Annotated in this window: 22 protein-coding genes; 6 read left to right on the top strand and 16 right to left on the bottom strand. The window is 55.8% G+C overall.

All coding sequences use genetic code 11. The features are described 5' to 3' along the window. Nucleotides 1-145: 145 nt before the first annotated feature. The 13 genes from KCR01S_RS20140 to KCR01S_RS20080 all read right to left on the bottom strand — a co-directional run bounded on the left by KCR01S_RS20140 (nucleotide 146) and on the right by KCR01S_RS20080 (nucleotide 15891). Nucleotides 146-661, bottom strand: a complete 516-nt coding sequence (locus KCR01S_RS20140) for a serine acetyltransferase (protein ID WP_061284794.1) — start codon at nucleotides 659-661, stop codon at nucleotides 146-148. Between the two features lie 12 nt (nucleotides 662-673). Continuing rightward, nucleotides 674-2107: a DUF4832 domain-containing protein gene (locus KCR01S_RS20135; protein WP_061284793.1), complete on the bottom strand. Its 1434-nt coding sequence runs from the start codon at nucleotides 2105-2107 to the stop codon at nucleotides 674-676. Nucleotides 2108-2124: 17 nt separating this feature from the next. After that, a complete protein-coding gene (locus KCR01S_RS20130) occupies nucleotides 2125-2535 on the bottom strand; it encodes a hypothetical protein (RefSeq protein WP_061284792.1) in 411 nt (136 codons plus the stop codon). Nucleotides 2536-2537: 2 nt separating this feature from the next. Continuing rightward, nucleotides 2538-3653, bottom strand: coding sequence for a glycosyltransferase family 4 protein (locus KCR01S_RS20125; protein WP_061284791.1), 1116 nt, complete (start codon nucleotides 3651-3653; stop codon nucleotides 2538-2540). Continuing rightward, complete coding sequence (locus tag KCR01S_RS20120; protein ID WP_061284790.1) at nucleotides 3646-4866, bottom strand: glycosyltransferase family 4 protein; 1221 nt, start codon at nucleotides 4864-4866, stop codon at nucleotides 3646-3648. The genes KCR01S_RS20125 and KCR01S_RS20120 overlap by 8 nt, the downstream gene beginning before the upstream one ends. Beyond that, nucleotides 4863-5867 carry a glycosyltransferase family 2 protein gene (locus KCR01S_RS20115; protein WP_061284789.1) on the bottom strand — a complete coding sequence of 335 codons (1005 nt, stop codon included), beginning with the start codon at nucleotides 5865-5867 and terminating at the stop codon, nucleotides 4863-4865. The genes KCR01S_RS20120 and KCR01S_RS20115 overlap by 4 nt, the downstream gene beginning before the upstream one ends. Beyond that, nucleotides 5860-7245 carry a hypothetical protein gene (locus KCR01S_RS20110; RefSeq protein ID WP_061284788.1) on the bottom strand — a complete coding sequence of 462 codons (1386 nt, stop codon included), beginning with the start codon at nucleotides 7243-7245 and terminating at the stop codon, nucleotides 5860-5862. Before KCR01S_RS20110 ends, KCR01S_RS20115 begins: the two co-directional genes overlap by 8 nt. Next, nucleotides 7242-8456, bottom strand: coding sequence for a lipopolysaccharide biosynthesis protein (locus KCR01S_RS20105; protein WP_061284787.1), 1215 nt, complete (start codon nucleotides 8454-8456; stop codon nucleotides 7242-7244). The genes KCR01S_RS20110 and KCR01S_RS20105 overlap by 4 nt, the downstream gene beginning before the upstream one ends. After that, a complete protein-coding gene (locus tag KCR01S_RS20100) occupies nucleotides 8453-10576 on the bottom strand; it encodes a GumC family protein (RefSeq protein WP_072277193.1) in 2124 nt (707 codons plus the stop codon). The genes KCR01S_RS20105 and KCR01S_RS20100 overlap by 4 nt, the downstream gene beginning before the upstream one ends. Before the next feature lies 1 nt (nucleotide 10577). Further along, entirely contained in the window at nucleotides 10578-11129 is a 552-nt protein-coding gene (locus KCR01S_RS20095) for a polysaccharide biosynthesis/export family protein (protein ID WP_373880259.1), read from the bottom strand. A 1-nt stretch (nucleotide 11130) separates the two neighbouring features. Continuing rightward, nucleotides 11131-12378, bottom strand: coding sequence for an outer membrane beta-barrel protein (locus KCR01S_RS20090; protein ID WP_061284796.1), 1248 nt, complete (start codon nucleotides 12376-12378; stop codon nucleotides 11131-11133). Nucleotides 12379-12409: 31 nt separating this feature from the next. Further along, nucleotides 12410-13816, bottom strand: a complete 1407-nt coding sequence (locus tag KCR01S_RS20085) for an undecaprenyl-phosphate glucose phosphotransferase (RefSeq protein WP_061284785.1) — start codon at nucleotides 13814-13816, stop codon at nucleotides 12410-12412. Between the two features lie 1253 nt (nucleotides 13817-15069). Continuing rightward, the gene (locus tag KCR01S_RS20080) at nucleotides 15070-15891 is read right to left on the bottom strand and encodes a LysR family transcriptional regulator (protein WP_061284784.1); all 822 of its coding nucleotides are present in this window, start codon (nucleotides 15889-15891) and stop codon (nucleotides 15070-15072) included. A gap of 96 nt (nucleotides 15892-15987) precedes the next feature. On the opposite strand from KCR01S_RS20080, the gene KCR01S_RS20075 reads away from it, so the two are divergent. Beyond that, the gene (locus KCR01S_RS20075; protein ID WP_061284783.1) at nucleotides 15988-16722 is read left to right on the top strand and encodes an SDR family oxidoreductase; all 735 of its coding nucleotides are present in this window, start codon (nucleotides 15988-15990) and stop codon (nucleotides 16720-16722) included. Between the two features lie 78 nt (nucleotides 16723-16800). Here KCR01S_RS20075 and KCR01S_RS20070 read toward each other — a convergent pair whose 3' ends face one another. Next, the gene (locus KCR01S_RS20070) at nucleotides 16801-19059 is read right to left on the bottom strand and encodes an FAD-dependent oxidoreductase (RefSeq protein ID WP_061284782.1); all 2259 of its coding nucleotides are present in this window, start codon (nucleotides 19057-19059) and stop codon (nucleotides 16801-16803) included. A gap of 62 nt (nucleotides 19060-19121) precedes the next feature. Here KCR01S_RS20070 and KCR01S_RS20065 point away from each other — a divergent pair, with 62 nt between their 5' ends. Continuing rightward, nucleotides 19122-19814 (top strand): IclR family transcriptional regulator, encoded by a 693-nt coding sequence (locus KCR01S_RS20065; RefSeq protein ID WP_061284781.1) that lies wholly within the window; start codon nucleotides 19122-19124, stop codon nucleotides 19812-19814. Here the strand turns inward: KCR01S_RS20065 and KCR01S_RS20060 are convergent. Then, nucleotides 19786-21117, bottom strand: coding sequence for an MFS transporter (locus KCR01S_RS20060; RefSeq protein ID WP_061284780.1), 1332 nt, complete (start codon nucleotides 21115-21117; stop codon nucleotides 19786-19788). The two genes, KCR01S_RS20065 and KCR01S_RS20060, sit on opposite strands and share 29 nt — an antisense overlap. Nucleotides 21118-21397: 280 nt before the next feature. Then, a complete protein-coding gene (gene hpaR / locus KCR01S_RS20055; protein WP_061284779.1) occupies nucleotides 21398-21811 on the bottom strand; it encodes a homoprotocatechuate degradation operon regulator HpaR in 414 nt (137 codons plus the stop codon). A gap of 261 nt (nucleotides 21812-22072) precedes the next feature. Here hpaR and hpaG point away from each other — a divergent pair, with 261 nt between their 5' ends. The 4 genes from hpaG to KCR01S_RS20035 are packed head-to-tail and all read left to right on the top strand — an operon-like array spanning nucleotide 22073 to nucleotide 26055. Beyond that, on the top strand, nucleotides 22073-23347 hold the full coding sequence (gene hpaG, locus KCR01S_RS20050; RefSeq protein ID WP_061284778.1) for a 4-hydroxyphenylacetate degradation bifunctional isomerase/decarboxylase: 1275 nt from the start codon (nucleotides 22073-22075) through the stop codon (nucleotides 23345-23347). Continuing rightward, a complete protein-coding gene (gene hpaE, locus KCR01S_RS20045; RefSeq protein WP_061284777.1) occupies nucleotides 23347-24813 on the top strand; it encodes a 5-carboxymethyl-2-hydroxymuconate semialdehyde dehydrogenase in 1467 nt (488 codons plus the stop codon). The genes hpaG and hpaE overlap by 1 nt, the downstream gene beginning before the upstream one ends. 1 nt (nucleotide 24814) lies before the next feature. Further along, nucleotides 24815-25666 (top strand): 3,4-dihydroxyphenylacetate 2,3-dioxygenase, encoded by an 852-nt coding sequence (gene hpaD / locus KCR01S_RS20040; RefSeq protein ID WP_061284776.1) that lies wholly within the window; start codon nucleotides 24815-24817, stop codon nucleotides 25664-25666. A gap of 8 nt (nucleotides 25667-25674) precedes the next feature. Further along, entirely contained in the window at nucleotides 25675-26055 is a 381-nt protein-coding gene (locus KCR01S_RS20035; protein ID WP_061284775.1) for a 5-carboxymethyl-2-hydroxymuconate Delta-isomerase, read from the top strand. Nucleotides 26056-26165: the final 110 nt, after the last annotated feature.

Below are 26165 nucleotides of genomic sequence, written 5' to 3'. Positions count from 1 at the left end.
GCCACGGGGCCGCGGGGATTGCAAAGGGGGGCGCGGCGCCCCCCTTAGCCCGTTCACGGGTGCAGTTGTTTCATTTTCTGCCAAACATAAAATGAACGGAATCTTGCACTCAACTGCCAAAACTTAGCCACGCAAACGGCTGAGACTATGCCTCCCCACGCGGCGACAGCACCCTAAACCCCGCGCCAACGGCGACGGCTCCCGCCGGCAGATCTTTGGTCACCACGGTACCCGCGCCAATCGTCGCTCCGTCGCCAATGGTTACCGCGCCAATCACCACTGCATTGGCACCAAACTCGACGTCGTTACCTAACACCGGACTGGCGCTGATGCGCCCGTCGCGGTGCGTGACGTTGCCGATAGTCACGCCCTGGCGCAGCGTGCAGTTCTCGCCAATCACCACATCGCGGCCAATCACTACCGCGTGCGGATGGAAAATTTTCAGCCCGTAGCCAATGCGCGCATGGTGCGGAATTTCAACGCTAAACAGGCATTCGGCAATCAGCTTATTGAGGAGAACAAACGGCAGTCCCAGCAGTTTGGCGAGCGGATTGCGACTGCGCCACAGCGTGGACATGCGGTAGAGCAGGATCACCAGTTTAGATTTTAAGGCGCCGGCGTCGGCAATTTCTCGCCATGCACGCTGCATATTCGTTGCCATGTTCAGGACCTCTTATTGAATAGTGACCGACGATAGGCGGTACCAACCATCGCTGCGCAGACCTTTATTGGCTAGCTTAATGCGCGACTGTTGAGACGCATCGACCAGCGCGACGTCGAGATGATATTGCCCGGGCTTGAGCGTCGGCGGCACCGGCAGCGTGAACTGCGTGCGCTGCGTGCCGGGCAGCCACTGGCGAATATCATCATCGGTCAGCGATTGCTGGACGGTGGTTTCATCGGCGTCCTGGAGTCGCCATGCCACGCGATAGCGGAGGTAAATGGGGGCAACGCCGTCGTTTGACCACTCGGTAGCCAGCGCGAGCGGCTCGCCCGCATGGCCTACGGTATCGTGAGTCAGTGAAGTGACGCGGAAGCGGTAGCCGATTTTCTCCAGCGCCTTATCGACGATATCGCGATAAAGCGCGGGGACTTCGCGGGATTTCAGGTTCAACGTACTGGCATGGTGCTTGAGCGCCCAGTTGAACGTGGCCTGTACCTGTTCACGCGTATAGTGCTGCACCGACTGCCATTCCGCCATGTAGCCGCAAATCTCAAGGCTGACCGGGGCTTTTTGCCAGCCGTCATTGAAACCGGTGAAGGTTGCCTGGGCGGCGGCGAGGCGCGGCGGGTAATCATCGCGCATATGGCTCCAGTCATGGGTGAAATTATGCCAGTCGCCCCAGCAGTCGGCGCGCCAGCCGGCCCCTTTTTCTACCGCATAGGCGAGCGTTTCGCCGCCGCTTATTAGCATGATTTTCGGCGTGTGCGGGAAGGCGGCAAAGTGCATATCCACGTAGCGATTGAGCTGTGCGGGTGAATAGCGTTCAAGCAGCGGTTTCACGTTCGGGAAATTGCTGTTGTGCCATTCACCCCATGACCCCACCATGCCGATATCGAGGTAGGCAAGCTCAGGGTTGCCGTCATAGCGTTTGCCAAAGGCATTCAATAGCTTTTGGGCATATTCGATAAAAAGCGGATCGTCGAGGTCAGGAACGAAGGTTTTGCCATCCGAAGTCCAGCTACCTTTGATCCCTTTTTTGATAAGCCAGGCGGGAATGCGCGAACCGGAATCGGGCTCTTCCAGCGTCATAAAGCGCAGGCCCACGTTCATCGCCGGGTGATGGTGCGCCGCAACGGCAAAGGCGTTATCGATCAGCGCAAAATTGTACTGCCCCTCAACCGGTTCGAGATCGTTCCAGTAAAAACGCTGATACTCAATGCCGGTATCCGGATAACGTGAGTGCGGCAGGCGCTCGCCATAACCGTCGTGAAAACTCGCTATCCCATTACCGGGGTTGGTCAGCGGGCCGCTGATGGCCTGAGGATGAACGGTGGTTTGCTTTTCATCGCCCTGTGCGTGTGCCGATGATGAAACAAAAGCAAACGCGCCGAGGGCGAAGATGAGCGGGATGATTCTGCCTGAACCGAGAGTCTGGCAGCGCATGGTGCACTCCTTACAAGTTAAAGAGACTGGCGGTGATTTAATATCCAGTCCCAAAGTCCCAGATGGTAGTTCTGGAAAATGTCGATACCGAGCCAGGATTTAATCAGATACAGCGTGATAAACAGCGATCCCAGCCCGAGAATAAGTACCAATACAACCAGCAAAGAGGCGAACAGGCGACGTACGGTGGACTCTTCGCGCGGGCGGCGACGGAAGTCGCGACCGAATAAGAACACCAAATAATAGCGCCGGGTGAACAGCGGAATGCTGCGGCGGAAATCCACCTTGTGCGGCGTTACCAGAGTGATATCCAGTACGGCATTTTCCACTGCCTGCTTCTGTTCGTCGCTCAAAGAGTCGAGCGTTTTCTGGTCCAGAGAACGATAAAAACTGTCCAGAACGCGTTGCTGTTTGTCAGAGTTGTCCAAAATTAACCTGTTGATTTATTGAGTATCTGTTGATAAACCTGCATGGTGTGCTTAGCAATAGTATCCCAGTTATATCGGCTCAGGTAGCTTTGGTAATCCTGACGAGGTTGGTCGATGCGCTCAGCAATTTTCAGCGCCAGCGCGGCGACATCCCCCACCGGGAAATAAGCATCGGCTTCCAGGCCGACTTCAAGGTTGGCGGGAATATCGCTGACCACCGCCGGCAGTGAGTAGGACATCGCCTCCAGTAGCGCAATAGGCAGCCCTTCGTGGTAGGAGGTCATTGCAAATAGGCGCGCCTGTGAAAACACCGCCTGCAGCGTGGTGCCGCTGACAAATCCGGTCAGGATCACCCCCGGCGTTTCCTGCGCCAGATGCTTAAGCTTTTCGCTGTATAGCGTTGGGTGATCGGCATCGCCAACCAGCACCAGCGGCCAATTGACATCGGCCTGTTTCCAGCCGGCAATCAGATCGTGCAGCCCTTTTTCTTCGACAAAACGGCTGACCGCCACCACATATTCACCCCGGCGCAAACCGTATTTCGCCAGGATCTCATCGATGGTATTCGGGTTCACCGGCGCCGGCGGATTGGCTCCGTTAGGGATGACGTGCGCGTCGGTGCGGCCATGTTTCTCTTTGATCAGATTGTTGATGACCTCGGAGATGACGATCACCTCGTTGGCGTATTTCACCGCCCAGCGCTCGCCGAGCATCAGCGTTTTACGGGCAAAATCACCCCATTTTTGTCGGTCATAATCCGGGCCGTGATGGGTAAAGACCACTTTTTTGCCCATCAGGCGCAGAAGCGGTACCACTAACCCTGGCCCGATGGCGTGGACATGCACAATGTCGGAGCCATCAAAGCGAGAGGCGAGTGCGGCAAGCGTCGAATGGACGATAGCCTCCAGCGATTTTTTCTTCGGTGCCCAGATGGCCCGCGTTTTCACGCCCTTATAGCTGCTGCGGCGATAGGGGACGTAGGGAGAGCGGGCGATAACGCAAATATCGACATCATTCTGCGCCTTGATGGCGGGGTAGAGGTTCTGGCAGTGCGTTTCCACGCCGCCTAAGACGTCGGGGATCCCGCGCGTTCCGAGCACCGTGATGCGCTTAGTCATGTGAGAGTCCATTTAACAGTTTCTGATACAGCGCCATCAGCGCATCCATGTGCACTCGCAGGGCGTATTTATTTTCCAGCCGCTGGCGGGCGCGCAGCCCTAGCTCACGGGCCAGTTCAGGGTTTTGTGCCAGGTCATCGAGGATTGTCGCTAGTGCACTCACGTTACCTGGCTCAAACAGGCGTCCTTCCTGACCATCACGCACCTGTTCAGGAATACCGCCGATATCGCCACCCACCACCGGCTTGGCGAAGGACATGGCCTCAAGAACCGACATCGAGCAGTTCTCGTAGTACTCGGAAGGGACAATCACCGCGCGGGCATGGCGAATCAGATCATTGAGACCTTCGCCCTGCTGCTGATAGCCGAGGAACTCGGCCTGCGGGAAGCGGGTGCGCAGATCCTGATACAGCGGGCCATCACCGGCGATTTTCAGCGGCAGCGGATGCTGCATTTGCTGATGCGCCTGAGCCAGCGTGGCAACCCCTTTTTCGCGGCTAAGTCGGCCGATAAACAGGAAGTAGCCGTCGTCGCGGGTATCGCCGATAGGTTTAGTGTCATCGATACCGTTGACGATTACCTCAACGGGAACGTCGGTGATTTTGCGAATCAGCTGTTCGCGCAAAAAGGCACTTGGCGAGACGATCGCATCCAGTTTGTGATAGTTACGCGCGATATCCTGCCAGGTGGCTTCCAGTGACAGCAGCAGACTTTTCCCGGCGGAACCCTCCTGGCAGCGGTAGCGGAAGGCATTCCACACCGAACCTTTCAGGCAGGCATCGCAGACGTGCCCGTCGCGCAGCATGGTGTAGGACGGGCAGACGATTTTATAGTCATGCGCGGTCAATACGGTTTTGCAGCCGAAGCGTTTGGCGATGGCGATGATCGACGGCGTTAACTGGTGATAAATATTGTGAAAATGGACGATGTCCGGCTTTTCGCTGAGCAGCAAATCGTTGAATTTGCGGCACGCTTCAGCATTGTGAATAAAATCGATGGCGGTCTTGATCTTGCCGCCAATCCCGCTGTTGCCGTGGTAATCGACGTTACTGACGAACCATTTGGCGTAGTTAGAAGGGAGGTTTTTCTCATGCTGCATGGAGAAATCCATCACCTGAACGCCGGCCGCTTTTAAATGGTCACGCTCCTGAAAGTAGACGGTCTCCGCGCCCCCTTTGATGAAAAAGAATTTATTGACGAGGAGCACTTTCATTTTTCGATATCCTGATGACTAACAACGGTATTTTCTGGTGGTTCCTGCGGGTTTGGCAGCGGCGTGAGCAGGCCACGTATTAACCCGGCGGAAAAGGCGCTCAGGTTCAGCACGCTGTGTAGGCCTGCCAGCAGCGAGCGGTTTTTAACGGTTTTTAACAACACAAACAGCACCAGCGGCAGCAGAGACAGCCCGAAGAGCGCAAAATGCCCGCTCAGCAGCGTCGCCAGCACCACCAGCCAGTAGAGGGTAAAAATGGCTTCGTTACGGGTGATTTTGAGCGCATCGCGAAACCACGGTTTGCCCCATGAACTGCGCAGCAGTTCACCCGGGCCGCTGAGGAAGCGGCTTCGCCAACGGTAGCGCAGCATGGTGAAGGTCGACATCACGTGCGAGGTATGGCTGAAGTAGGGGACGTCGAGCCGGTGCAGTTTGTAGCCCGCGTGGAGCAAGCGCAGCCCCAGTTCGGCCTCTTCATAGCCGTGTAGGCCGCGATGGGTCAGATAGCCGACTTTTTCGATGGCGCTACGGCGATACAGCCCGCCGCCGCCCAGATGGTCGCAGTCACCCAGCGGGTAGATTTTGTGAATGCGCTGATTACGGGACTTAAACTCGTAGTTGCTGCCTTCATCCATCGTCACCCGACCCGCCACGCCGGCGTATTCAGGATTGGCCTGCAAAAACGCCACTGCGGCATCAATGAACCCCTCTTCCAGCTCCATGTCACCGTCCATCAGCAGCAAAAACTCGCCCTGGCTGTGCAAATAGCCGAGCTGGTGGCCGACGCCGCAGCAGCGCTCTTCCGGATGAACCAGCGACACCACCGTCACGCCTTTGGCGCTGGCCAGTTCGCGAGTGTTGTCGGTCGACAGGCTGTCCGCCACGATGATTTCGTGAGGATAGGCCGCCAGCTGACGGTCGATGCTGTCGATAGTCTTCTCAATGCCCTTTGCCTCATTAAAGGTCTTAATGCTGGCGGTTATAAAAGGCGAGTTATTCATACTCTCTCCGGATTGAACGATGGACGGTGCGTCGGATCACCAGCGCCGAGCCGCTCGTCAGGTAAAACAGGAACTGTAATAAAGGGATAATCATCAACGTCTGGCTGTAGGGCAGGCTGAGCAGGCAGGCGATGATAAACACGGTGAAAGCCGGGCCGTAGCACAGCAGCCGCACGTCCTCGCGATCCAGCTCGCTGAGCTCCAGCATCGGACGCGGCCAGGTGATGCACACAATCCACAGCAGCAGGCTGATAAACAGCACGGTGCCGACGATGCCCACCTCCCAAAGCAGCATGCTCAGCGAGGTGGAATCGAGAACCAGACGGAAGATGATGTTCAGGTAGCCTGCGGAGACGGCGCTGCCGCTGTTGGTGGCATTCAAACCGTAGCCAAACAGCATGCTGGAAATGCCCCACATGTCGCTGTGGCGCGCCCAGAAGAAAATCGTCGTCAGGCGGCCCAGCTCACCGGTGGCAGCCATGATGTAGTTGGTATCAAAAATATAGTCGAGCGAGTCGAGGAAAATGCTGAACGAGCTTTTACCCGCTTCGCCGCCAAACGCCGATGAGTAGCCCGCCGCGAGGACCATAATCGCCAGCGTAATAAGCCCGCCCATCACCGCGAAAATCACCAGCAGGTTTTTCAGCGTGACTTTACTGACGCCGTTGACCCACGAGGGCATGCTCCAGACCAGCGCCAGCATAAACGGCGACAGCAGGATGATGAATTTCACTTCGCCGAGGATGCACAGCAGGAACCCCAGTCCAATATGCAGCGCGGCGGAACGCCAGGTGGTGACGCCGTGTTTCAGTTCGGAGATCTTCATCAGCATAATCAGCAGACAAAACATCCCCATCACCGCCGTGTTGCCGCCGCCCATTGGGTCGCCGCCAAAGGTGCCAACCACCGAGTCCCATTTCTCATCTTCGCCGCGCATCGCCACGCGCTTGGGCAGCACGATCAGCACCTGATAAATAACCAGCGGGAACTGGGCGTAGAAAATCCAGTACAGTAGGCGGCTGATGCGGTAAATCTGCGATTCGCGGCAGAAACCCAGCAGCAGGCAGAACAGCACCAGCGACATGCCGACTTCATTTTTAATCCCAATAATGGTGACGGTGATGCCGCCCTGTAAAAAGGTGCTGATGAGAGCCAGCACCAGAAAACAGAGGTAAATCACCAGCACCATCATTTCCGACAGATCGAGCGCCAGCGGCGTGCGCTGGGTTTGCATCAACAGCATTCCGGTCGTCACAAAGGCCATAATCACCGGCAGCCACAGCACGGCAAGAATGCCGGTGAAGTACTGCACCACGCCGCAAAAACAGAGCGTGATGATGGCGTAGATCTGGATCCAGAGTGCGTTGTTGATACTCATGGCTGCGTCATCTGTTGGCTAAGGGAGAAGGCGCGGCGGTTCATCTGCCGCCAGATAAACAGATAGCGCAGCAGCGTTAACAGCGAGAAAGTCAGCACGGCAATCGGATAGCTTTGGCCGAAGTAAGGCAGCACTAAAAACGCCAGCAGGGTGATGGCCAGCTGTTCGACCTGAATGCGCAGGAAGTAAAAATGGGAGCCAAAAATCAGTTCGATAACGGTGAGCGGGCTGATGGCCAGCGCAAGGAACAGATACGGCAGGATGTAGCGGGAGGATGGCACCGAGGCAATCCACTCTGCGCTAAAGCCCAGTTTCATCACCAGCGGATAGAAGATCAGCACGCCGAGAGTACAGATGATCGCCAGTGCCAGCAGCAGGCGACGCACCTTTTTATATTCCGGATAGTTGAAGGTGTGGTTGCGGAAATCCATCGACCATTTTGAGAAGATCGAGTTGCGTACCGCATTGCCGACGATGGTGACCGGCGACAGGCAAAAGCGCATAACCACCGAGAAGTAACCGGCAACCAGCGCGGAGAACCAGAAGTTAATCAACATGATTGGCAGGTTGTTGTTAACCATCGCCAGCACTTCCGCCGTACCCACTTTGCTCAGGTGCTGGCGGTGTTCGCAGAAGAACGCCACGTTGCTGCGTACGCCCCAGTGCGACCAGCGCAGGGTGCTGAGACGGAACGTGCGCACGATGCAGCCCACGATCAGCACCAGCATGGATGCCGTCCACAGCCAGTAGAACGCCTGGGTGCGTGAAGTGATTAGCAGGGCGGCGATCACCACCACCGAGACCATCATGCGCTGAAAGACCAGGAAACGGTAATTGCCGGTACGCAGCGACAGGTTTTCAGCCACCAGCACCAGCGCGTAGCTTAGGGTTAACAGGTAGAGGAACAGCACGTCGAGGTGGAACAGCCAGGCGGTGAGCAGCGCGTAAGGCGCGGCGATAAGCACACTTTGTATCACGCAGAATGCCACGTTGCGCGCTAACTGTTCATCATCGGGCTGGCGTGGAATGAGCAGCTGCGACGCAAAAGTACACACCTGCGCCCCCACCAGAACGATGCTGTAAATCAGTGAGTAAATCCCCACTTCGGCCATGCCGTATTTGTGGGAGATAAACCAGATCGACAGCGCGCCGATCAGTTGTGAAATGACCGACGAGCTGGCAATGGTGGTAATACTGCGCAGTAAATTCATCGTGATTTCACCGGCGTCATCAATTCGCCCACCTGCTGGCTGAGCAGGCGCTGGCCCTCTTTGCTTTCGAGGTTGTCATCGCTGACCCGGTTGAGCACCGCGCCGGTCACCCGGTTTTGTTCGCGCTTCAGGGTAGCCAGCACCGCTTGAACTTCGCTGGTTTGCAGACGACCGGACTGAATGACCAGCAGTACGCCGTCCGACTGGCGGCCAATTAGCTGGCTATCCTGCGCCTGGTTGACTGCCGAAGTATCAATAATGATGCGCTGGTATTGTTCACGCAGAGCATTGAGGAGAGAAGCCAACTGCGGGGAGGTGAGCATCAGCAGCGCCGAGCCGCTCAGCTGGCCGCGAGGCATAAACGTCAGACGGTCGTGGCGCTTAACCAGCACCTCATCCAGCGTCTTACTGCCGAGAATGACCTCGGCAAGGCCTGGTGCGTTCGCCGCCGAAAGCCCGCTGCCGTTGAGATAGTCCATATCGATAAGCAGCGTTTTCTGGTCGATGCTAAAAGAGGCGGCCAGCGCTTCGGCGACAAGGGAACGGCCTTCACCTGCTTCGCAGGAGGCGACGGTGATGACCTGCGGTGATGGCGCGCTCAGCAGTAGCTGGGTACGAATGGCATGGACCAGATCGGCGCGTAGCGGATCGCTGAGCAGCCGTTGCACAATCTGCTGGCGATCGCCGGTGGTCATCAAGGCGGGCAGTTCACCCAGCGCCGTCAGATTGAAGTTTTTAGCCAGTTGGCTCATGCGGGTGACGGCATTGTTCAGCGCGGCACCGACGATAATCCACACCAAATAAGCCAGGGTGACCAGCACCACGACGATAATCCACAGCATCGGCTTGTTGGGCTTCGCCGGGCGTTCGGGGGGGACGGCCGGGTCGGAGATCACCGCGTCAGGCTGATCGAGTGACACCGAGAGTGCCTGTTCATGTGCGCGTTGATACAGCGTCTGATACAGCTCCTGAGTTTTATTCAGCGCCGTCATCATGGTGTTGTATTGATCGCGTTTGCCCGCCAACTGCTGGAAGTTGCCTTTTTGCCCATTCAGCATGGTCTGGTAGCGGTTTTCGTCATCCACCGCGGCCTGATACTGCTGGCGCGCGCCGCGCGCCAGTTCGCTAATCACCTGGCCAATCTGGGCGTTGACCGCTCCCACCTGGGCTTGGGCCTCCAGAATTTTGTCATGCTTCGGCCCGTAGCGCTTACGCAGTTCGGCAAGGTTTCGTCGCGTTTGGGTCAGGGCAATCCGCAGATCCTGAATTTGCGCATGGCCGGAAAATTCCGGCAGCGAGATGATGTTTTCTGGCGAATGCTTGGCCAGCGCTTTTTGTACTTCGTCGTACTGCGACTGGGCGGCAATGCGGCGCTGGGTGGCGTCAGCCAGACGATTGGTGATAATCCCCAGCTCTTCGGTTTCGTAACCGTCGACACCGCGGAAGGTCAGCATGTTTTCTTTTTTCAGGAAAGCATCGATTGCCGCTTTCTGATCAACCATTTGCTGCTGGACGCGGTCCATCTGCTGCTGGTTCCAGCGCTGGGCCTCTTCGGTCGCTTTGCGCTTTTGTTCCACCGAATAGTCGATATACGCCTGTGCGACGCCGTTGGCAACGCGGGCCGCCATCTCAGCGGAAGGTGACTGGTAGCTGATATCAATCAACTGCGTGTTGCGCACGCCGCTAACCGACAGGTTGTTGACCATATTTTTCAGCGCTTTTTCCCTGCGCAGCGCGGCGTTTTCCGCCGTGCTCTGCGCGGCATCAAAGCCGCCGTTAAAGGTCGGTTCATTGTCCAACTGCAGTTCGCTAATCGCTTTTTGTAGCACCACGCGGGACTGCACCAGCGCGTACTGAGTCTCATAGAAGTCGCTGCGCGTTGCATCGTAGCGGCTTAGCTGCGGCAGCGGCGTGGCGTCGTCCTGTAACGCTTTGATCATCACCGCCGAGGTTGCTACGTACTTGGACGGAATCAGCTTAATCAGCGGGAAGGCGACAACGGCGGTGACCGCCATCACGATCAGCAGACGCCAGATCTTGCGGCGAATCTGCTGGGTGTATCTGGAGAACTCAACCACGTTTTCCAGCTTTTTTCCTTGCTCAACCATGGATAGTTTCATATCAGAAGAAGCTCATACCAACGATGACGGTGTCCCCAGGACGCAGCGAATGCCGAACGTCCACGTTCTCCAGCAGTTCATTACTGCCCGAGCGGCGAATGCTCAGATCGTGCTTATCCGCGCGATCGGTGAAGCCACCGCCCAGCGCCAGGGCTTTCTCAACGGTCAGGCCGGGCTGCCAAGGGTAGCCATCGGGTTTTTCCACTTCGCCGAGGATGAAGATATTGCGGAACTGCGTGACGGTGACGGTCACCATTGGGTTTTGCAGATAGTCGCCGCGCAGGCGTTGGGTGAGCTCTGCGCTCACATCTTCCGGCGTTTTACCGAGCAGGCGCAGTTGGCCGATATACGGATAGCTAATGGTGCCGCTGCTGTCGAGCAAAAAGCGCATGCTCATATCCGGCTCGCCGGCAACCGCAATATTGATTTGATCGCCTTCGCCCAGCCAGTAACGATTGTCCTGAGAGGGAGTATCCATTAACGGCACTGGCGTACTGCAGGCCGTGAGCAGGCAACTGGAAAAAAGAAGAAGCGTCGCGAGTATATTTTTCACGTTAGATTTGTACCCTAGCCGTTAACATAATCAATTGGTTGTCGTAACCCAGCGTTCTGTCCACTTCCCGATCGTAGTTTGGCCCAATAAAGAACGAATCGGTCTTCTTGTTGGAACGCAGCGTGTCCATCTGATACTTCAGTTCAAAATTGATGGATGGACGGAAATCATAGCTCGCGCTCAGAGTGACCACCCCGTCGCGATCTTTACGATTGTTTGCCTGCTTTTTGTAATCCTCCATCACGTAGGTGTAATCGACGGTGGTAGAGAACCGGTCGACCCACCAGTGATGCGTCCACGATAGCCCGTTTTCGGTGACCAGAATGTAGCCGCCAACTTCGGAAGGATCTTTAATGCGTTGCGCGCTGTGCAGGGCCACTGCGGATTGTTGCAGCGGCTTCCACTCCATCTTGATATCCCAGTTCAGCCCGTTGAAGTCATGGGCGTCGGGCTCATTGATAAACTGCTTATAAAGCCACGAGACGTTGGCATCGATGCTGGTTTTACCGGTTATCTGCCCTTTGTAACCATAGAGCAGGTAGTACTCGTTGCTGTCCTTGAGCGAACTGGTTTCGTAGCGCCGCTGGTTGGTAATAAAACTATAGCGAAAGCGGTTTTTCTTGCTGTACATATCAAACAGTTCCACCACCAGACTCGGCTCGTGCCACTCCTGGTCGCGAATGTATTGATAGAAATCCGCATCGGCGTTATGCACATCATCAAGACGCGTAAACCGCAGCTGTTTGTAGAGCAGCGCGGTTTCCACTTTGCCGCGGCCCTCTGGTGCGCCGTAGCTATAGCGCAGTTCGTTACTCAGAAAGCGGGTTTTCAGCGGCTTGTCGATGCCAAACGCGCGGAACTGCTGCGGAAGAAAACCTTCCGAAATGCCGCGTCCGCGCTCTTCGTGGCCGAGCGTATCCTGCACGTCAAGACTCAGACCATGCATCTGCCCATAGCGCCACTGGCCGTTAAAGCGTAAAAAATGGTTGGCGTAGTTATCCGCGCTGTCCTGCGTATAGGTGCGATAATCACCGGAATACATCAGCAGGTAGCGGTCTTCATAACGCTCGCCAATCGCGCGCAGCAACGGGCTGACGTGGTAAAACGGTGAGCTGATTTCGTTTTTAGCCCACGGCTGATAGGTCACGTTACTGACCTGTCCATAGTCGACGGCGACCTGGCTTTGGAAATCAATCCCGGCCACGCCAATATGCGACTTGGGCACGGGGAGCGCCCAGGCCGCAGGCATTGCCGCCAGACCGGCTATCAGCAGCGCGCGGCTAGTAGGCGTTTTCACCGCTAAAGCCTTTCGTCATGGTTTTAAAGATGATTTTGATATCAAGCCACAGCGACCAGTTCTGGATGTAGTCAATATCGTACTGCACGCGTTTTTCCATCTTATCCAGCGTATCTACTTCGCCACGATAGCCGTTAACCTGAGCAAGCCCGGTAATGCCGGGTTTGACCTTGTGACGAATCATGTAGTTATCGACAATCCGGCGGAACTCTTCGTTATGGGCAACGGCATGAGGGCGCGGCCCGACGATGGACATTCTTCCCTGAAGGACGTTGATAAACTGCGGCAGCTCATCAAGTGATTTACGGCGCAGGAAAGAGCCGAAGCGGGTGACGCGCGGATCCTGTTTCGTTGCCTGGATGACCACATCCGCATTTTCCATTACACGCATGGAACGGAATTTATACACCGTTATTTTCTGGCCGCTTAAACCGTAGCGATCTTGCTTGAAAATAATCGGTCCACGGGAAGTGAGCTTAATCCCAAGCGCAATAATTAACATAAGTGGGGAAATGAGAATCGTTATTATAGTACCGAGAATCAAATCTTCCGCTCGCTTAATTATTGCACCGCCGTCATCAAATGGAGAACTGAGAATGCTGACGGCTTGCATATTGCCAATCATGCGAACTTCAGTGGTGTGAGTACTGTAAGAATAAAGGTCAGGAACAATAAATGTATCGACGGTCGTGTCTGATAGCATCGCAATGAAATGGCGAATGCGCTGAACGGCAGCCATGGGTAACGCAATATAAATCTCGTCGATGTCGCCTTTACGTGCTCGTTCCAGAAGATCGTCTACTTTTCCACGATAGGGAGCGCGAGTCAGGTAGCCAAAGCGACTTTCATCGCGGTCATCGTAATAGGAGAGATCAATTTTCTCGCTGCTGTATTCTTTTAACAATTCACCTTCAGCGGCTAATCCAGCAGGCGTCATGCCAACAATAGCCACGCGCATTTTTTTCTGACGGAATTGTTTGAGTAATATTAGCCTGATAATTAATAGCGTCAGAAGTGGAATGGCGTAAGGCAATAGTGGCGGTGGGAAAAGGGGAAAATCCCAGAGGCCGGTAAGATGCAAGTCATTGAAGTAGTTGAATGAAACTCGTAGTACTTCCATGAAGCCAAACGACAGTGCGCAGGTGCCCGCCAGACGTGTAAATTCCTGTGGACGGAGGCTTTTAATTCGATAGTTATAAACGCTGGTATATTCACCGATCAACAGAAAAACAATTGAAAATAAAACGCTAAAGATTATGCCATTGTAAAAATCTTGTTGCGAAAATAAGTAGGAAAATAATATTGATGAAAAATTCATTGATAAGAAATCAATGAGTTTGGCAACAATCGGATATCCTCGTCGCTTAATTCGGATACGATGACTAAGCATTTTTTATCTTATTCCTTAATAAGATTATTCTATATTTTGTGCCATTCTGATTAACCGTTGAGCTATTTTTAGGCGTGTGCGAGGGGAGACCCCTGGCGGAGTAAAAGACTCGGGTTAAATCATTTTTTAAATGACAAAGATCAAAGCATGAAAAGAAGCAGATAAAGAATTCTGTTTTTCTCCGTGCAAAGGCAATTAAACAGTTCGCGATAACTGCCAATCTATCCATAACTAAAGAGAAGGAGAGTTCGACCATGAGAACGTCCTTAATCTCGATTTACACATTGTAGCAAATGAAAATAGCGAATGTCTTTCTGAGGATTTAAAAAAATCCTGTAAAGATGTCACGATATTCATACGCATGCGCTCCGAATGACTGACAGTCATGATTTACGATCATAGTCGAAAAATTGACAACTGGCAGAAATGGGCGGTGGATAAAACCCGTCGGCGAGCGCTCTGACGGGGGGCGCGGCTCTTCTTGCTCGAACAGTTTTTTATGCCTGTTTCGTGCCCGTGGAGCGCGAAATTACGTTTGGCTTTCCAGCCGATTGCGCTCCTTATTTATCCCATGCCCTATAACCAGAACGGCGCAAGGAGCGCGCAGGGGGCGGCCAATCGCCGCCGCCCCCTGGACCCCCGCGCTCTGGCGGCAGAATCGCCGCTTCGCAGTTCCCTCAGCTTATGCCTTGCGGCTTTCGGGTCGGGCGCGAGGTAACCTCCCTGTAAGGCCGCGCCCTCAGCCCACATCCCTGTGGGCTGCCCCGGCCTCCAGTCAACGCTTCGGCGATTCAGACGCCCCCCATGTCGCTGTAGTCTTTTCGCTAAAAACAAAAATCGAAGTCGCTGGAACCGATGAGTCCCCGCTTGAAATTGGTGAGCCGGAGAAGGGAAGACAAGGTCAGGCCGCCAGGACGGCGGACTGAGGCGAACCGAGACAGGACAAAATTGCCGGGAGCAATGTTGAACAACGCTTGCGTTGGCCCGAAGGGCGAGTCCCAGGGATGGGACGAGTAGCGTCGAGTTTCGGCGTGCCGCAGGCTGGAGTTCGCAGGCGAACGCAGTGCGAAGCACCGATTTCGCTGCGGGGCCGCGGGGATTGCAAAGGGGGGCGCGGCGCCCCCCTTAGCCCGTTCACTGATACCAATGTTTCATTTTCTGCCAAATATAAAGTGAACGGAATTTTGCACTTAACTGCTAAACAGTTTCATGTTTTGCCAAACATCAAGTGAACGGAATCACATGCCTAACCATCAGGCCTGATTCAGCCAATCCAGCAGCCGACGTACGGCAGGATTTTCCGTCGCCTGAATGGCATAGCAAATGCCCAGACGGCGCACCAGCGGGTAGCCCGGCAGCGCGCGGTAGGCTAAATCGCAGCGTGATTCCACCAGCGATTGTGGCGCAATCGCCAAACCAAAACCGCCTTCAACCAGATCTAATGCCAGGGTGAAGCTGCCCGCGTTGGCGCTTGGCGCACCGGCGGATGGCCCGTAGAACGGCAAAAATCGCTGATGGGAATCGTGAGCGGGGTACATCACCCACGGATAGCCGTAGAGCAATTCCAGATTTAGTTCCGCCAGTTCTCCAATCGGATGCGCCGATGGATAAGCCAGCACGTATGGCTCATCGTAAAGCGGCATAAACAGCTCATCTTCGCAGCGCAGGCTTTCACAGCCAAGTCGGATATCGCCCGTACAGCCGGGGTCCAGCGTTACCAGAGTGTCCGGCATCTTTTCACCAATTTGCTGTAGCAAAGAGGTCAAACAGAGTGAGGCAATATCCTGTTCGATACCGATGGTCAGCGGCATTTTGTCGTGACGTTTACGAAAGCGTGCGGTCAGCGTCGCCATATCCTGAATCATCCGGCAGGCGTGAGGATAGAGCGCGCGGGCATCTTCCGTTACCTCGACGCCGCGCGGTTTACGCACGAAAAGCTGCGTGCCCAGCTCCTCTTCCAGCGCCTTGACGGTGGCAGAAAGCGCAGGCTGTGTCAGACTTAACTGTTCAGCGGCACGGGTAATGTTGCGCTCTTCAAATACGGAGATGAAGGCGCTGAGTTGTCGTTTATCCATAGAAATTTGTTATGGCTGTGAAAAAAACAAACCATTTTTCACCATTTCTAATCGGATTTAAAGTAGCGCCATCAATTTTATTTATGAGGAATTCCAATGAACGCTGCATCCAAACCGTTAGTCGTGATAACCGGCGCCAGCTCTGGTATTGGCCTTGCCACCGCGAAACTGCTGTCTGAACGCGGCCATGCGCTGCTGCTGCTGGCGCGTCGTGTGGACCGGATGACGGCGCTGAATCTGCCGCGTACCCTGTGCCGCGCCGTCGATGTGACCGACCGTAAAGCGGTTGCCGCCGCGATTACTGAAGCCGAACAGCAGTTTGGGCCAGTGGATGCGATGGTGAACAACGCCGGGGTGATGCTGCTGGGCAACATTGACGATCAGAACCCGGACGAATGGGAGCAGATGCTCGACGTCAACGTCAAAGGCCTGCTGAACGGCGTTCACGCGGTCACTAAAGGGATGATCGCGCGTAAAGCAGGCACCATCATCAACATCAGCTCCATCGCCGGGCGGAAAACCTTCCCGAATCACGTGGTGTATGTTGGCACCAAGTTTGCGGTCCATGGTTTGTCAGAAAACCTGCGTGAAGAGCTGTCGCCGCACAACGTGCGCGTAGTGGTGATTGCACCGGGTGCCGTGGAAACCGAACTGCTGAGCCACACCACCAGCGATGATATCAAAGCCGGTTATCAGGAATGGAAGCAGGATATGGGCGGTAAAGTGTTAAGCCCGGAAGACGTGGCGCACGCGATTGAGTACGCCTATTCCCAGCCGCAGTACGTCTGTATTCGTGAGATTGTGCTGGCCGCGACCCGCCAGGGGGCATAAGGACCATTTGCGCCGGTGCGCCCCGACGCAAAAGGTTTCGGCGGGTATGCGGGGGAATTCCCGCATACCCGTTGTCGCTTACTTTACGTTTAGGGCGTATACCGCCGGCAGCGCGCCCGCTGATTTAACCAGTTCGAGGCGAATTTTCGACACGCTACGCGGGGCTTCCAGCGTGTGCTGACACACGGCGTGACGGTTGTCGCTGACCTCGGCGAGCAGCTCATCATCGGCCCATAAGCGGTAGTGGGTGGTACAGTGCGGCGTCACCGCGGCATAGTGGCCCATCTGCACGGTTTCCATCGCGTTATCAAAATCATTATCAAACACCAGCGTCAGCGACTGGACGGTCTGCGGCGCATCCCATTGCCACGTTAACTCTGGTTTCGCATCGTCGAGCGCCGGCGCCCAGCCGTTAATCTGCTGTTCCGGGCGCAGGCGGCCGTTGAGCAGATTTTGCACGTCATAGCAGCGCAGCGGGGTGGCGAAGTGGACCGCCGGCATCACCTGATGCGGACGGCGGCGCGGCACCCAAAAATCAAACTCTTCCGCACCAAAATCACCGTCAACAATCTGTCGTGGATGTTTCGCCACGCGGGCATTCTGGCTGTTAAACACCGTCATTACGCCCGGCAGCTCAAGGCTGGTTAAGGCAATTTCCACGCTGCTGTTGCTTTCAAAAACGATGAACAGGTAGCGGTCGGCGTCGCTTCGCCAGTCAAATGCCACGCGATATTCGCCGGCTTGTTCAACCGTTAATGCACGCTCATCCAACAGCATATCGGCGCAATAGTTAGCGACCTTTTGACTGCCTAAAAGGCTGATTTTTAAAGGTTGAGCCGTGGCGGAACGCAGGGTAAAGCGCATTTCCGGTAGCGATTCACCGGCTTTTACCGGCAGCAGCAGTGCCATACGCTCTTCGAGCGCCATCCACTGGCCGTTGGCCGCGAGCGTGGTGAGCTGCATTTCACTGCTGGCCGTAACCTGCGCGCCGCGCGCCGGATCCTGCAGGAACTGGCGCGGAATGTAGCAGCCGGTGTGCTGAAGGTGCTGCTGCAACTTACCAATATGTTTGCCTTCCGCTAACTGCGGTGCATTGAGTTGAAGCGTCTGGCACAGCGCGGCGGCGCGACCGACCACTTCGCCGAGCAGACCGCAGGTACACATGACGCGGGCGCTGCCAAAGGCGACGTGCGAGGCGGAGATCAAGCGGCCGGTCAGGAACAGGTTATCCAGCGAGCGGCTGTAAAGGCTACGGTACGGAATGGTATAGGTGCCTTTGCTGTGGAACTGACGACAGCCGTCGTGGCTGCTGTAGACGCCGTCGGCCGGGTGCAGGTCAATGGACCAGCCGCCGTAGCCAACCGCATCGTAGTGGTCGCGCTGCTCCATGATGTCCTGCTGGCACAGCAGGTGATCGCCGATAAAGCGACGGCTTTCGCGTTTGCCAGGGATAGCGCCGACCCACTCGATGGTCAGATTATCCGCCTCCGGGAATTCGCCGGAGTTTTTGATGTAGTTCCATACGCCCCAGACGATTTTCCACAGCTCCCATTTGATCTGCTCGCTGTCGTGAATGGTATCGAGGCGGCCGCCCCATTCCAGCCACCACAGATCGCAGCCGTTGAGGGTAGAGGTCAGGCGCTTATAGCGTGGGATCTCTTCAATATTCTGCAGTCCGAAAGAGGGGGCTACAAACTTCACTGGCTCACTGACTTTGCGTGTATAGAAGTAGATCGAGTGGCCGAGCTTATGGCCAAAGTTATCGCCCGGCGCCATTTTCTCCCCCAACTCTTCAGCATCTTCGGCGCCGATGCGGTACTCTGCTCCGGCAAGATGGCCGAGCACGCCGTCACCCGTGGCATCGCAGAACTGTGCGGCCTGAATATGGTAGAAGGTTTCGTTGACCGGGTTAAAACCGGTGGCTTCGGTAATGCGCTGGCCTTCACGCTTCACCGCGTAGATAGCGGTGTTGAGCAACAAGGTGAGGTTCTTTTCGCGCTGTGCCAGATCCAGCAGCAGCAGGTCGAACATCATCGGATTACCTTCTTTATTGCGCCACAGGTTCTCTTCGAGAATTTCGCCCATGATGCCGCCTTCACGCGACCAGCGGTTATTGTTGCCCATGTGCGAGGTGGCACCGTTGGCCCACAGGCGCACTTCGCTTGAGGCGTTGCCGCCGAGTACCGGGCGATCCTGTACGAGGACAACCTGCAAACCATCGCGCGCAGCGGCAAGCGCGGCGCATAACCCGGCCAGGCCACCGCCGGCAACCAGCAGATCGGTCGTCAGGTTCTGATGGGGAAAATCACGTTCGTGGGTTTGCTGAAAAATTTGCATAAATTGTAATTCCTGCCTTTCTGGCGATAAAATAATAGTCTTCAAAAAAACGGGGTCCCGCCATGTCGTCTCAACCTAATCAAAGCCTTATCGACGGTATTCGCTGCTTGCAGTATCTGGTATCCAGCGATCGGGCTATCGGTTGTCGCGAACTGGCCCGCCTGATGGGCACCAATGCCACCCGCGTCAATCGACTGCTGATGACCATGGCGGCGATCGGTCTTACCACCCAGGATGAGCAGCGACGCTATCTGCCGGGACCGGGTATTCATGCGCTGGCCGCGCAGGCTATCCGCGGCTCAACGCTGTTTTCAAAAGCCCTGCCGCTGCTCGAAACCCACGCGCCAAAAGATATCGTGGTGGCGATGGGCGTGCTGTGGGAGGACCAGGTCATCTATATCTTCCACTCCCAGCCCGGCAGCCATATCAGCCAGGCGTTAGCGGGATTCCACATGATGCCGGCCTGCCAGTCGGTCATCGGTATTGCTCTGCTGGCGGCTGAAGATGATGCCGTGCTCGCTGCGCGTTTTAGCGCTGAAGAGATGGCGGCTATCGCCCCGTATCTTCAGCAGCAGCGTGAACGCGGGCAGGTAGTCTGGCCGCACGACGACGGTGAACTGTCGATAGCCCAGCCGATCCAGTTCGGTTCGCATAAAGCGGCGCTGGCCTTCGCTGGGATGTACGAGTACACCCCGGAACAAACGGCAGCCCGCCAGGCAGAGCTTGTCACGCTTTGCGGCCTGCTGACGGCGTAGCTTTTTCGTCGTCGAGGTCAATCTTCCCGACCACAAACAGGTAAGAACAGATCCCTAAACAGGCCAGCACGGCGATAAAGGCAAGCGCTGGAGCGAAGTTGTGTCCATCGATCAGCGCGCCAATGGCAATCGGCACCACGATGGATGACAGCGCGCCGGTGAAGTTGAAAACGCCGCCGGCAAGCCCGATCAGATGGCGAGGTGCCAGCGCGGTCACGAACACCCAAGTAATGGTGGCCAGGCCGTTGCCGAAGAAGGCGATGGACATAAACAGAATGATCAGCGTCGGGTTGTCGGTGTAGTTAGCGCCGAGGATAAACAGCGTCAGCGCCATGCCGAGAACGACAGGGGCTTTGCGCGCAAAGCTGGTAGAAACGCCGCGACGAATCAGGCGATCGGAAACAAATCCTGCCAGCAGTACGCCAATAAATGCCGCCAGATAAGGGACGGAAGCCACGTAGCCGGATTTAATAAAATCCATATGGCGATACTGCACCAGGTAAGTTGGGAACCAGGTCAGGAAGAACCAGAAGGTGGCAGAGATGGTGAACTGGCCGAAGTAGATGCCAATCAGCTTACGGCTTTTGAACATCAGCCCCAGATCCTGCCAACTGAACGGACGTTTTGCCGCGCTCTCGCGGCTTTCCATCACCGCGCCGCCTTTACGCAGATGATCGAGTTCTGCTTTGGAGACCGTTTTGTGATCCAACGGATCGCGATACATGCAGTACCACAGCACGCCCCACAGCATCCCGGCAACGCCGGTAATCAGAAACAGCCCGCGCCAGCCAAACAGATCCTGTACGTGGAACAGCACCGGGGTCATCAACGCCATACCGACAAACTGCGCCGAGGAGTAAATTCCAATCGCCGTCGCTCGCTCTTGCTCCGGGAACCAACTGGAGATCACCCGGTTGTTTGACGGCATCACCGGTGCTTCAAAGGCACCGACGCCCAGACGCAGCCCCACCAGCGCGCCAAAGCTGTTGGCCACTGCGTGCAGCGCGGTGATCAGTGACCAGATAAACAGCCCCACGCCGTACACCAGACGAGAGCCTAAGCGGTCGATCAAAAAGCCGCCGGGGATCTGTAATGCCGCGTAGATCCAGCCGAATGCCGAAAAGATAAGCCCCATTTGCAGCGGCGTGAATTGCAGTTCACCGGACATTTGGGTGGCCGCCACCGAGAGGTTAGTTCGGTCCATGTAGTTGATAATAATATTAATAAACACCAGGCCTAGCACAAAGAAGCGTACCCGTCCGGTCGAACGGGCGGCAGATCCTGTTATCGGTTGTTCTGACATAGAGGTGTTCTCATCGTTTTAAGTTTTTAAGGGTACGAGGTGTATTATCATTGCTGTTAGTGTTTCTTTTATAGAAACACATAGCGAAAGGCAAAGCGAGATGTAAAGAAGTGTGATCTCTCTTGGATTTGTCGCGGGATAAAACCGGTTTCAGCGGGTACAGAAGAAAGACGCGCCGGAGCGAAAAAGGCCATCCGCGGTCGCGAGGGGGATTTTAGGGGCATGAATAGGGTGGCGGCATCACACGGATAAAAGTGATGCCGTTAAGGTGATGATATAATTACTTTTCTAGCTTTATAAACTCATGAAGCAGCGCCGTGAGCTGCTGCATTTTCTCCGGCGTAAATCGCTGCTCAATCTGCTGATAAGCCTCTTCGACTTTTGCCTGCGCGCGCTCATACAGCGCGTATCCCTCTTTGGTCAACGACACGTACAGCTTGCGCTGATCGTTAACCGGCTTTAAGCGCAGCACCAGGCCGTCGCGCTCCATGCGGGTCAAAATGCCGGTCAGGCTGGGACGCAAAATACAGGTGGCGGCGGCCAGTTCATGAAAGTCCATTGACGGGGTCTCGACCAGGACGCGAACGATGCGCCATTGCTGCTCGGTCAGATTGTGCTGCTTCACTATTGGGCGGAAGTAGGTCATCGCCACCTCGCGCGCCTGCATCAGCGCGATGGTTAAAGAATCATGCATTATGCCTCCGCATACCTCTCATTATTAATATATGAACAATATAACAATGTTGTTTTTATCGACAGTCAATTTTTCATGAAACCGATGGTTAACTTGTTTGATTGTAATTAACTATTTGATAGTTATTGGTTAATTTAACGATGTGTAAAATTATTGTTATTTTGATCACAAATAATTGACTTGTGTTTGCTAAATAACCAGCTGAGGCATAAAACAGATCATTAATATGTTAATGAAAAAGTTTTCGCTAAGGAGCTGTTCATGAAAGGTACCGTTTTCGCCGTGGCGCTCAACCATCGCAGCCAGCTTGATGCCTGGCGCGAGGCGTTTGAGCAGGGCCCCTATAAGACGCCGCCCAAAACGGCGGTGTGGTTTATCAAACCGCATAACACCGTGATTGGCGGCGGCGAGCCTATCCCGCTGCCGCAGGGGGAAACGGTATACAGCGGTGCGACCGTGGCACTGGTGGTAGGCAAAACGGCGTCTAAGGTGACGGTTGAAAATGCGTCACACTATATCGCCGGCTATGCGCTGGCCAACGAAGTGAGCCTGGCGGAGGAGAGCTTTTATCGCCCGGCCATCAAGGCCAAATGCCGCGACGGCTTTTGTCCATTGGGGGAAACAGTGGCTATCGAGAACGTCGATAACCTGACCATTACGACCCAAATCAACGGCCGTGACGTTGACCGCTGGAGCACCGCCGATCTGCAGCGCAGCGCCGCCGAACTGCTGAGCGCGTTAAGCGAATTCGCCACGTTGACCCCCGGCGACGTCATTTTGCTGGGAACGCCGCAGGCCCGCGTAGCGCTCAAGCCTGGCGACCACGTGCGGGTGCTGGCGGACGGTTTCCCCGCGCTGGAAAACCCGACTATCGTTGACAGTGGAACCGCGGCCGTTGCGCATCCGCAGCGTCACGACACGCTGTTTGCCCTCGGACTCAACTATGCCGATCACGCCAGCGAGCTGGAGTTTAAGCCGCCGGAAGAGCCGCTGGTGTTTATCAAAGCCCCCAACACGGTGACCGGTGATGGACAAACGTCGGTACGCCCAAACAACGTTGAGTACATGCACTACGAAGCGGAGCTGGTGGTGGTCATCGGCAAAACCGCGCGTAAGGTCAGTGAAGCACAGGCCATGGACTATGTGGCGGGCTACACGGTGTGTAACGACTACGCTATCCGCGATTATCTTGAAAACTACTACCGCCCGAATCTGCGGGTGAAAAGCCGCGACGGCCTGACGCCAATTTCCCCTGATGTGGTGCCGAAGGAGGCGATTCCTGACCCGCACAATCTGGCGCTGCGTACCTTCGTCAACGGCGAACTGCGCCAGCAGGGCACTACCGCCGATCTGATTTTTAGCATTCCATTTTTAATCGCCTACCTCAGCGAGTTTATGACGCTGCAACCGGGCGACATGATTGCCACCGGCACGCCGAAAGGGCTGTCCGACGTGGTACCGGATGATGAAGTGGTGGTGGAAGTGGAGGGCGTAGGGCGCCTGGTGAACCGAATTGTCAGTGAGGGAAATGCGTAATGAAAAAGATTAACCATTGGATCAACGGTAAAAACGTTGCCGGTAATGACTACTTCCACACCACCAACCCGGCAACCGGTGAGGTGCTGGCGGAAGTGGCTTCCGGCGGTGAAGCTGAAGTGAATCAGGCGGTGGCGGCAGCGAAAGAGGCGTTCCCGAAATGGGCCAATCTGCCGATGAAAGAGCGTGCGCGCCTGATGCGCCGTCTGGGGGATCTGATTGACCAGAACGTGCCGGAAATCGCGGCGATGGAAACTGCTGATACCGGCCTGCCGATTCACCAGACGAAAAACGTGCTGATCCCACGCGCCTCGCATAACTTCGAATTCTTCGCTGAAGTGTGCCAGCAGATGAACGGCAAAACCTACCCGGTTGACGACAAGATGCTCAACTACACGCTGGTGCAGCCGGTTGGCGTGTGCGCGCTGGTGTCGCCGTGGAACGTGCCGTTTATGACCGCCACCTGGAAGGTTGCGCCGTGCCTGGCGCTGGGCAACACGGCGGTGTTGAAAATGTCCGAGCTGTCGCCGCTGACCGCCGATCGCCTGGGCGAGCTGGCGCTGGAAGCCGGTATTCCGGCTGGGGTGCTGAACGTGGTGCAGGGCTACGGCGCAAGCGCCGGTGACGCGCTGGTGCGTCATCACGACGTGCGCGCGGTGTCGTTTACCGGCGGTACCGCCACCGGTCGCAACATCATGAAAAACGCTGGGCTGAAAAAGTATTCCATGGAGCTGGGCGGCAAATCGCCGGTACTGATTTTCGAAGATGCTGACATTGAGCGGGCGCTGGACGCCGCGCTGTTCACCATCTTTTCGATCAACGGCGAACGTTGCACCGCCGGTTCGCGCATTTTTATTCAGCAGAGCATCTACCCGGAGTTCGTCAAACGCTTTGCCGAGCGCGCCAACCGTCTGCGCGTCGGTGACCCGACCGACCCGAACACCCAGGTCGGGGCGCTGATTAGTCAGCAGCATTGGGAAAAAGTCTCCGGCTATATCCGTCTGGGGATTGAAGAGGGCGCGACCCTGCTGGCGGGGGGCGCGGAAAAGCCGACCGATTTACCCGCACATCTGCGTAACGGCAACTTCCTGCGTCCTACGGTGCTGGCGGATGTCGATAACCGCATGCGCGTGGCACAAGAAGAGATCTTCGGCCCGGTGGCCTGCCTGCTGCCGTTCAAAGATGAAGCGGAAGGGCTGCGTCTGGCCAACGACATCGAGTACGGCCTGGCGTCCTACATCTGGACTCAGGACATCAGCAAAGTGCTGCGCCTGGCGCGGGGTATCGAGGCTGGAATGGTGTTCGTCAATACCCAGAACGTGCGCGATCTGCGTCAGCCGTTTGGTGGGGTGAAGGCCTCCGGCACCGGGCGCGAAGGCGGCGAATACAGCTTTGAGGTGTTCGCGGAGATGAAGAACGTCTGTATTTCTATGGGCGACCATCCAATCCCGAAATGGGGAGTGTGATATGGGCAAGTTAGCGTTAGCGGCAAAAATTACTCACGTACCATCAATGTATCTCTCAGAAATTCCCGGGAAAAACTTCGGCTGCCGCCAGGCGGCGATTGACGGGCATATTGAAATCGGCAAGCGCTGCCGGGAAATGGGCGTCGATACTATCATCGTTTTCGACACCCATTGGTTGGTGAACAGCGCCTATCACATTAACTGCGCGGAGAGCTTTAAGGGGATTTATACCAGCAACGAGCTGCCGCACTTTATTCGTGACATGACCTACGACTACGACGGCAACCCCGAACTGGGGCAGCTGATTGCCGATGAGGCGGTGAAGCTGGGCGTGCGTGCTAAAGCGCACAATATCCCGAGCCTGAAGCTGGAGTACGGCACGCTGGTGCCGATGCGCTACATGAACAGCGACAAACATTTCAAAGTGGTGTCGATTTCCGCCTTCTGTACGGTACACGATTTTGCCGACAGCCGCCGGCTGGGTGAAGCCATTCTGAAAGCCATTGAAAAATATGACGGCACCGTAGCCGTCTTCGCCAGCGGCTCGCTGTCGCACCGTTTTATTGACGATCAGCGAGCGGAAGAAGGGATGAACAGCTACACCCGTGAATTCGATCATCAGATGGATGAGCGGGTGGTCAAACTGTGGCGCGAGGGCAAGTTCAAGGAGTTTTGCACCATGCTGCCGGAGTATGCCGACTACTGCTACGGCGAAGGCAATATGCACGACACCGTGATGCTGCTAGGGATGCTGGGCTGGGATAAATACGACGGCAAGGTGGAGTTCGTCACCGACCTGTTCGCCAGCTCCGGCACCGGGCAGGTGAACGCAATTTTCCCGCTACCAGCCTGAGGGCAACCATGCCGCACTTTATTGCTGAATGCACCGACAACATCCGCGAGCAGGCCGATTTGCCAGGGCTGTTTGCCAAAGTGAACGCCGCACTGGCCGACACGGGGATTTTCCCGCTTGGCGGCATCCGCAGCCGCGCGCACTGGCTGGACACCTGGCAGATGGCCGATGGCCAGCACGATTACGCGTTTGTGCATATGACGCTAAAAATCGGCAGCGGACGCAGCCTCGAAAGCCGTGAGCAGGTGGGGGAAATGCTGTTTGCGCTGATTAAAAACCACTTTGCCGCGCTGATGGACAGCCGCTACCTGGCGCTGTCGTTTGAGCTCGACGAGCTGCATCCAACGCTGAACTACAAGCAAAACAACGTTCACGCGTTATTTAAATAATCCCGTCACGGGCGGCCCCTCGCCCCTTTGGGGAGAGGGGGAAAACACATACGCGGTCAATCCCCTCGCCACTATAGGGAGCGGGGGAAAACACCGTCACAGGAATCACT

Source organism: Kluyvera cryocrescens NBRC 102467, from assembly GCF_001571285.1.
GTDB classification, from domain to species: Bacteria; Pseudomonadota; Gammaproteobacteria; order Enterobacterales; family Enterobacteriaceae; genus Kluyvera; species Kluyvera cryocrescens.
The sequence above is the reverse complement of the archived record's forward strand: the minus strand, read 5'-3'. Positions and strand labels throughout refer to the sequence as shown.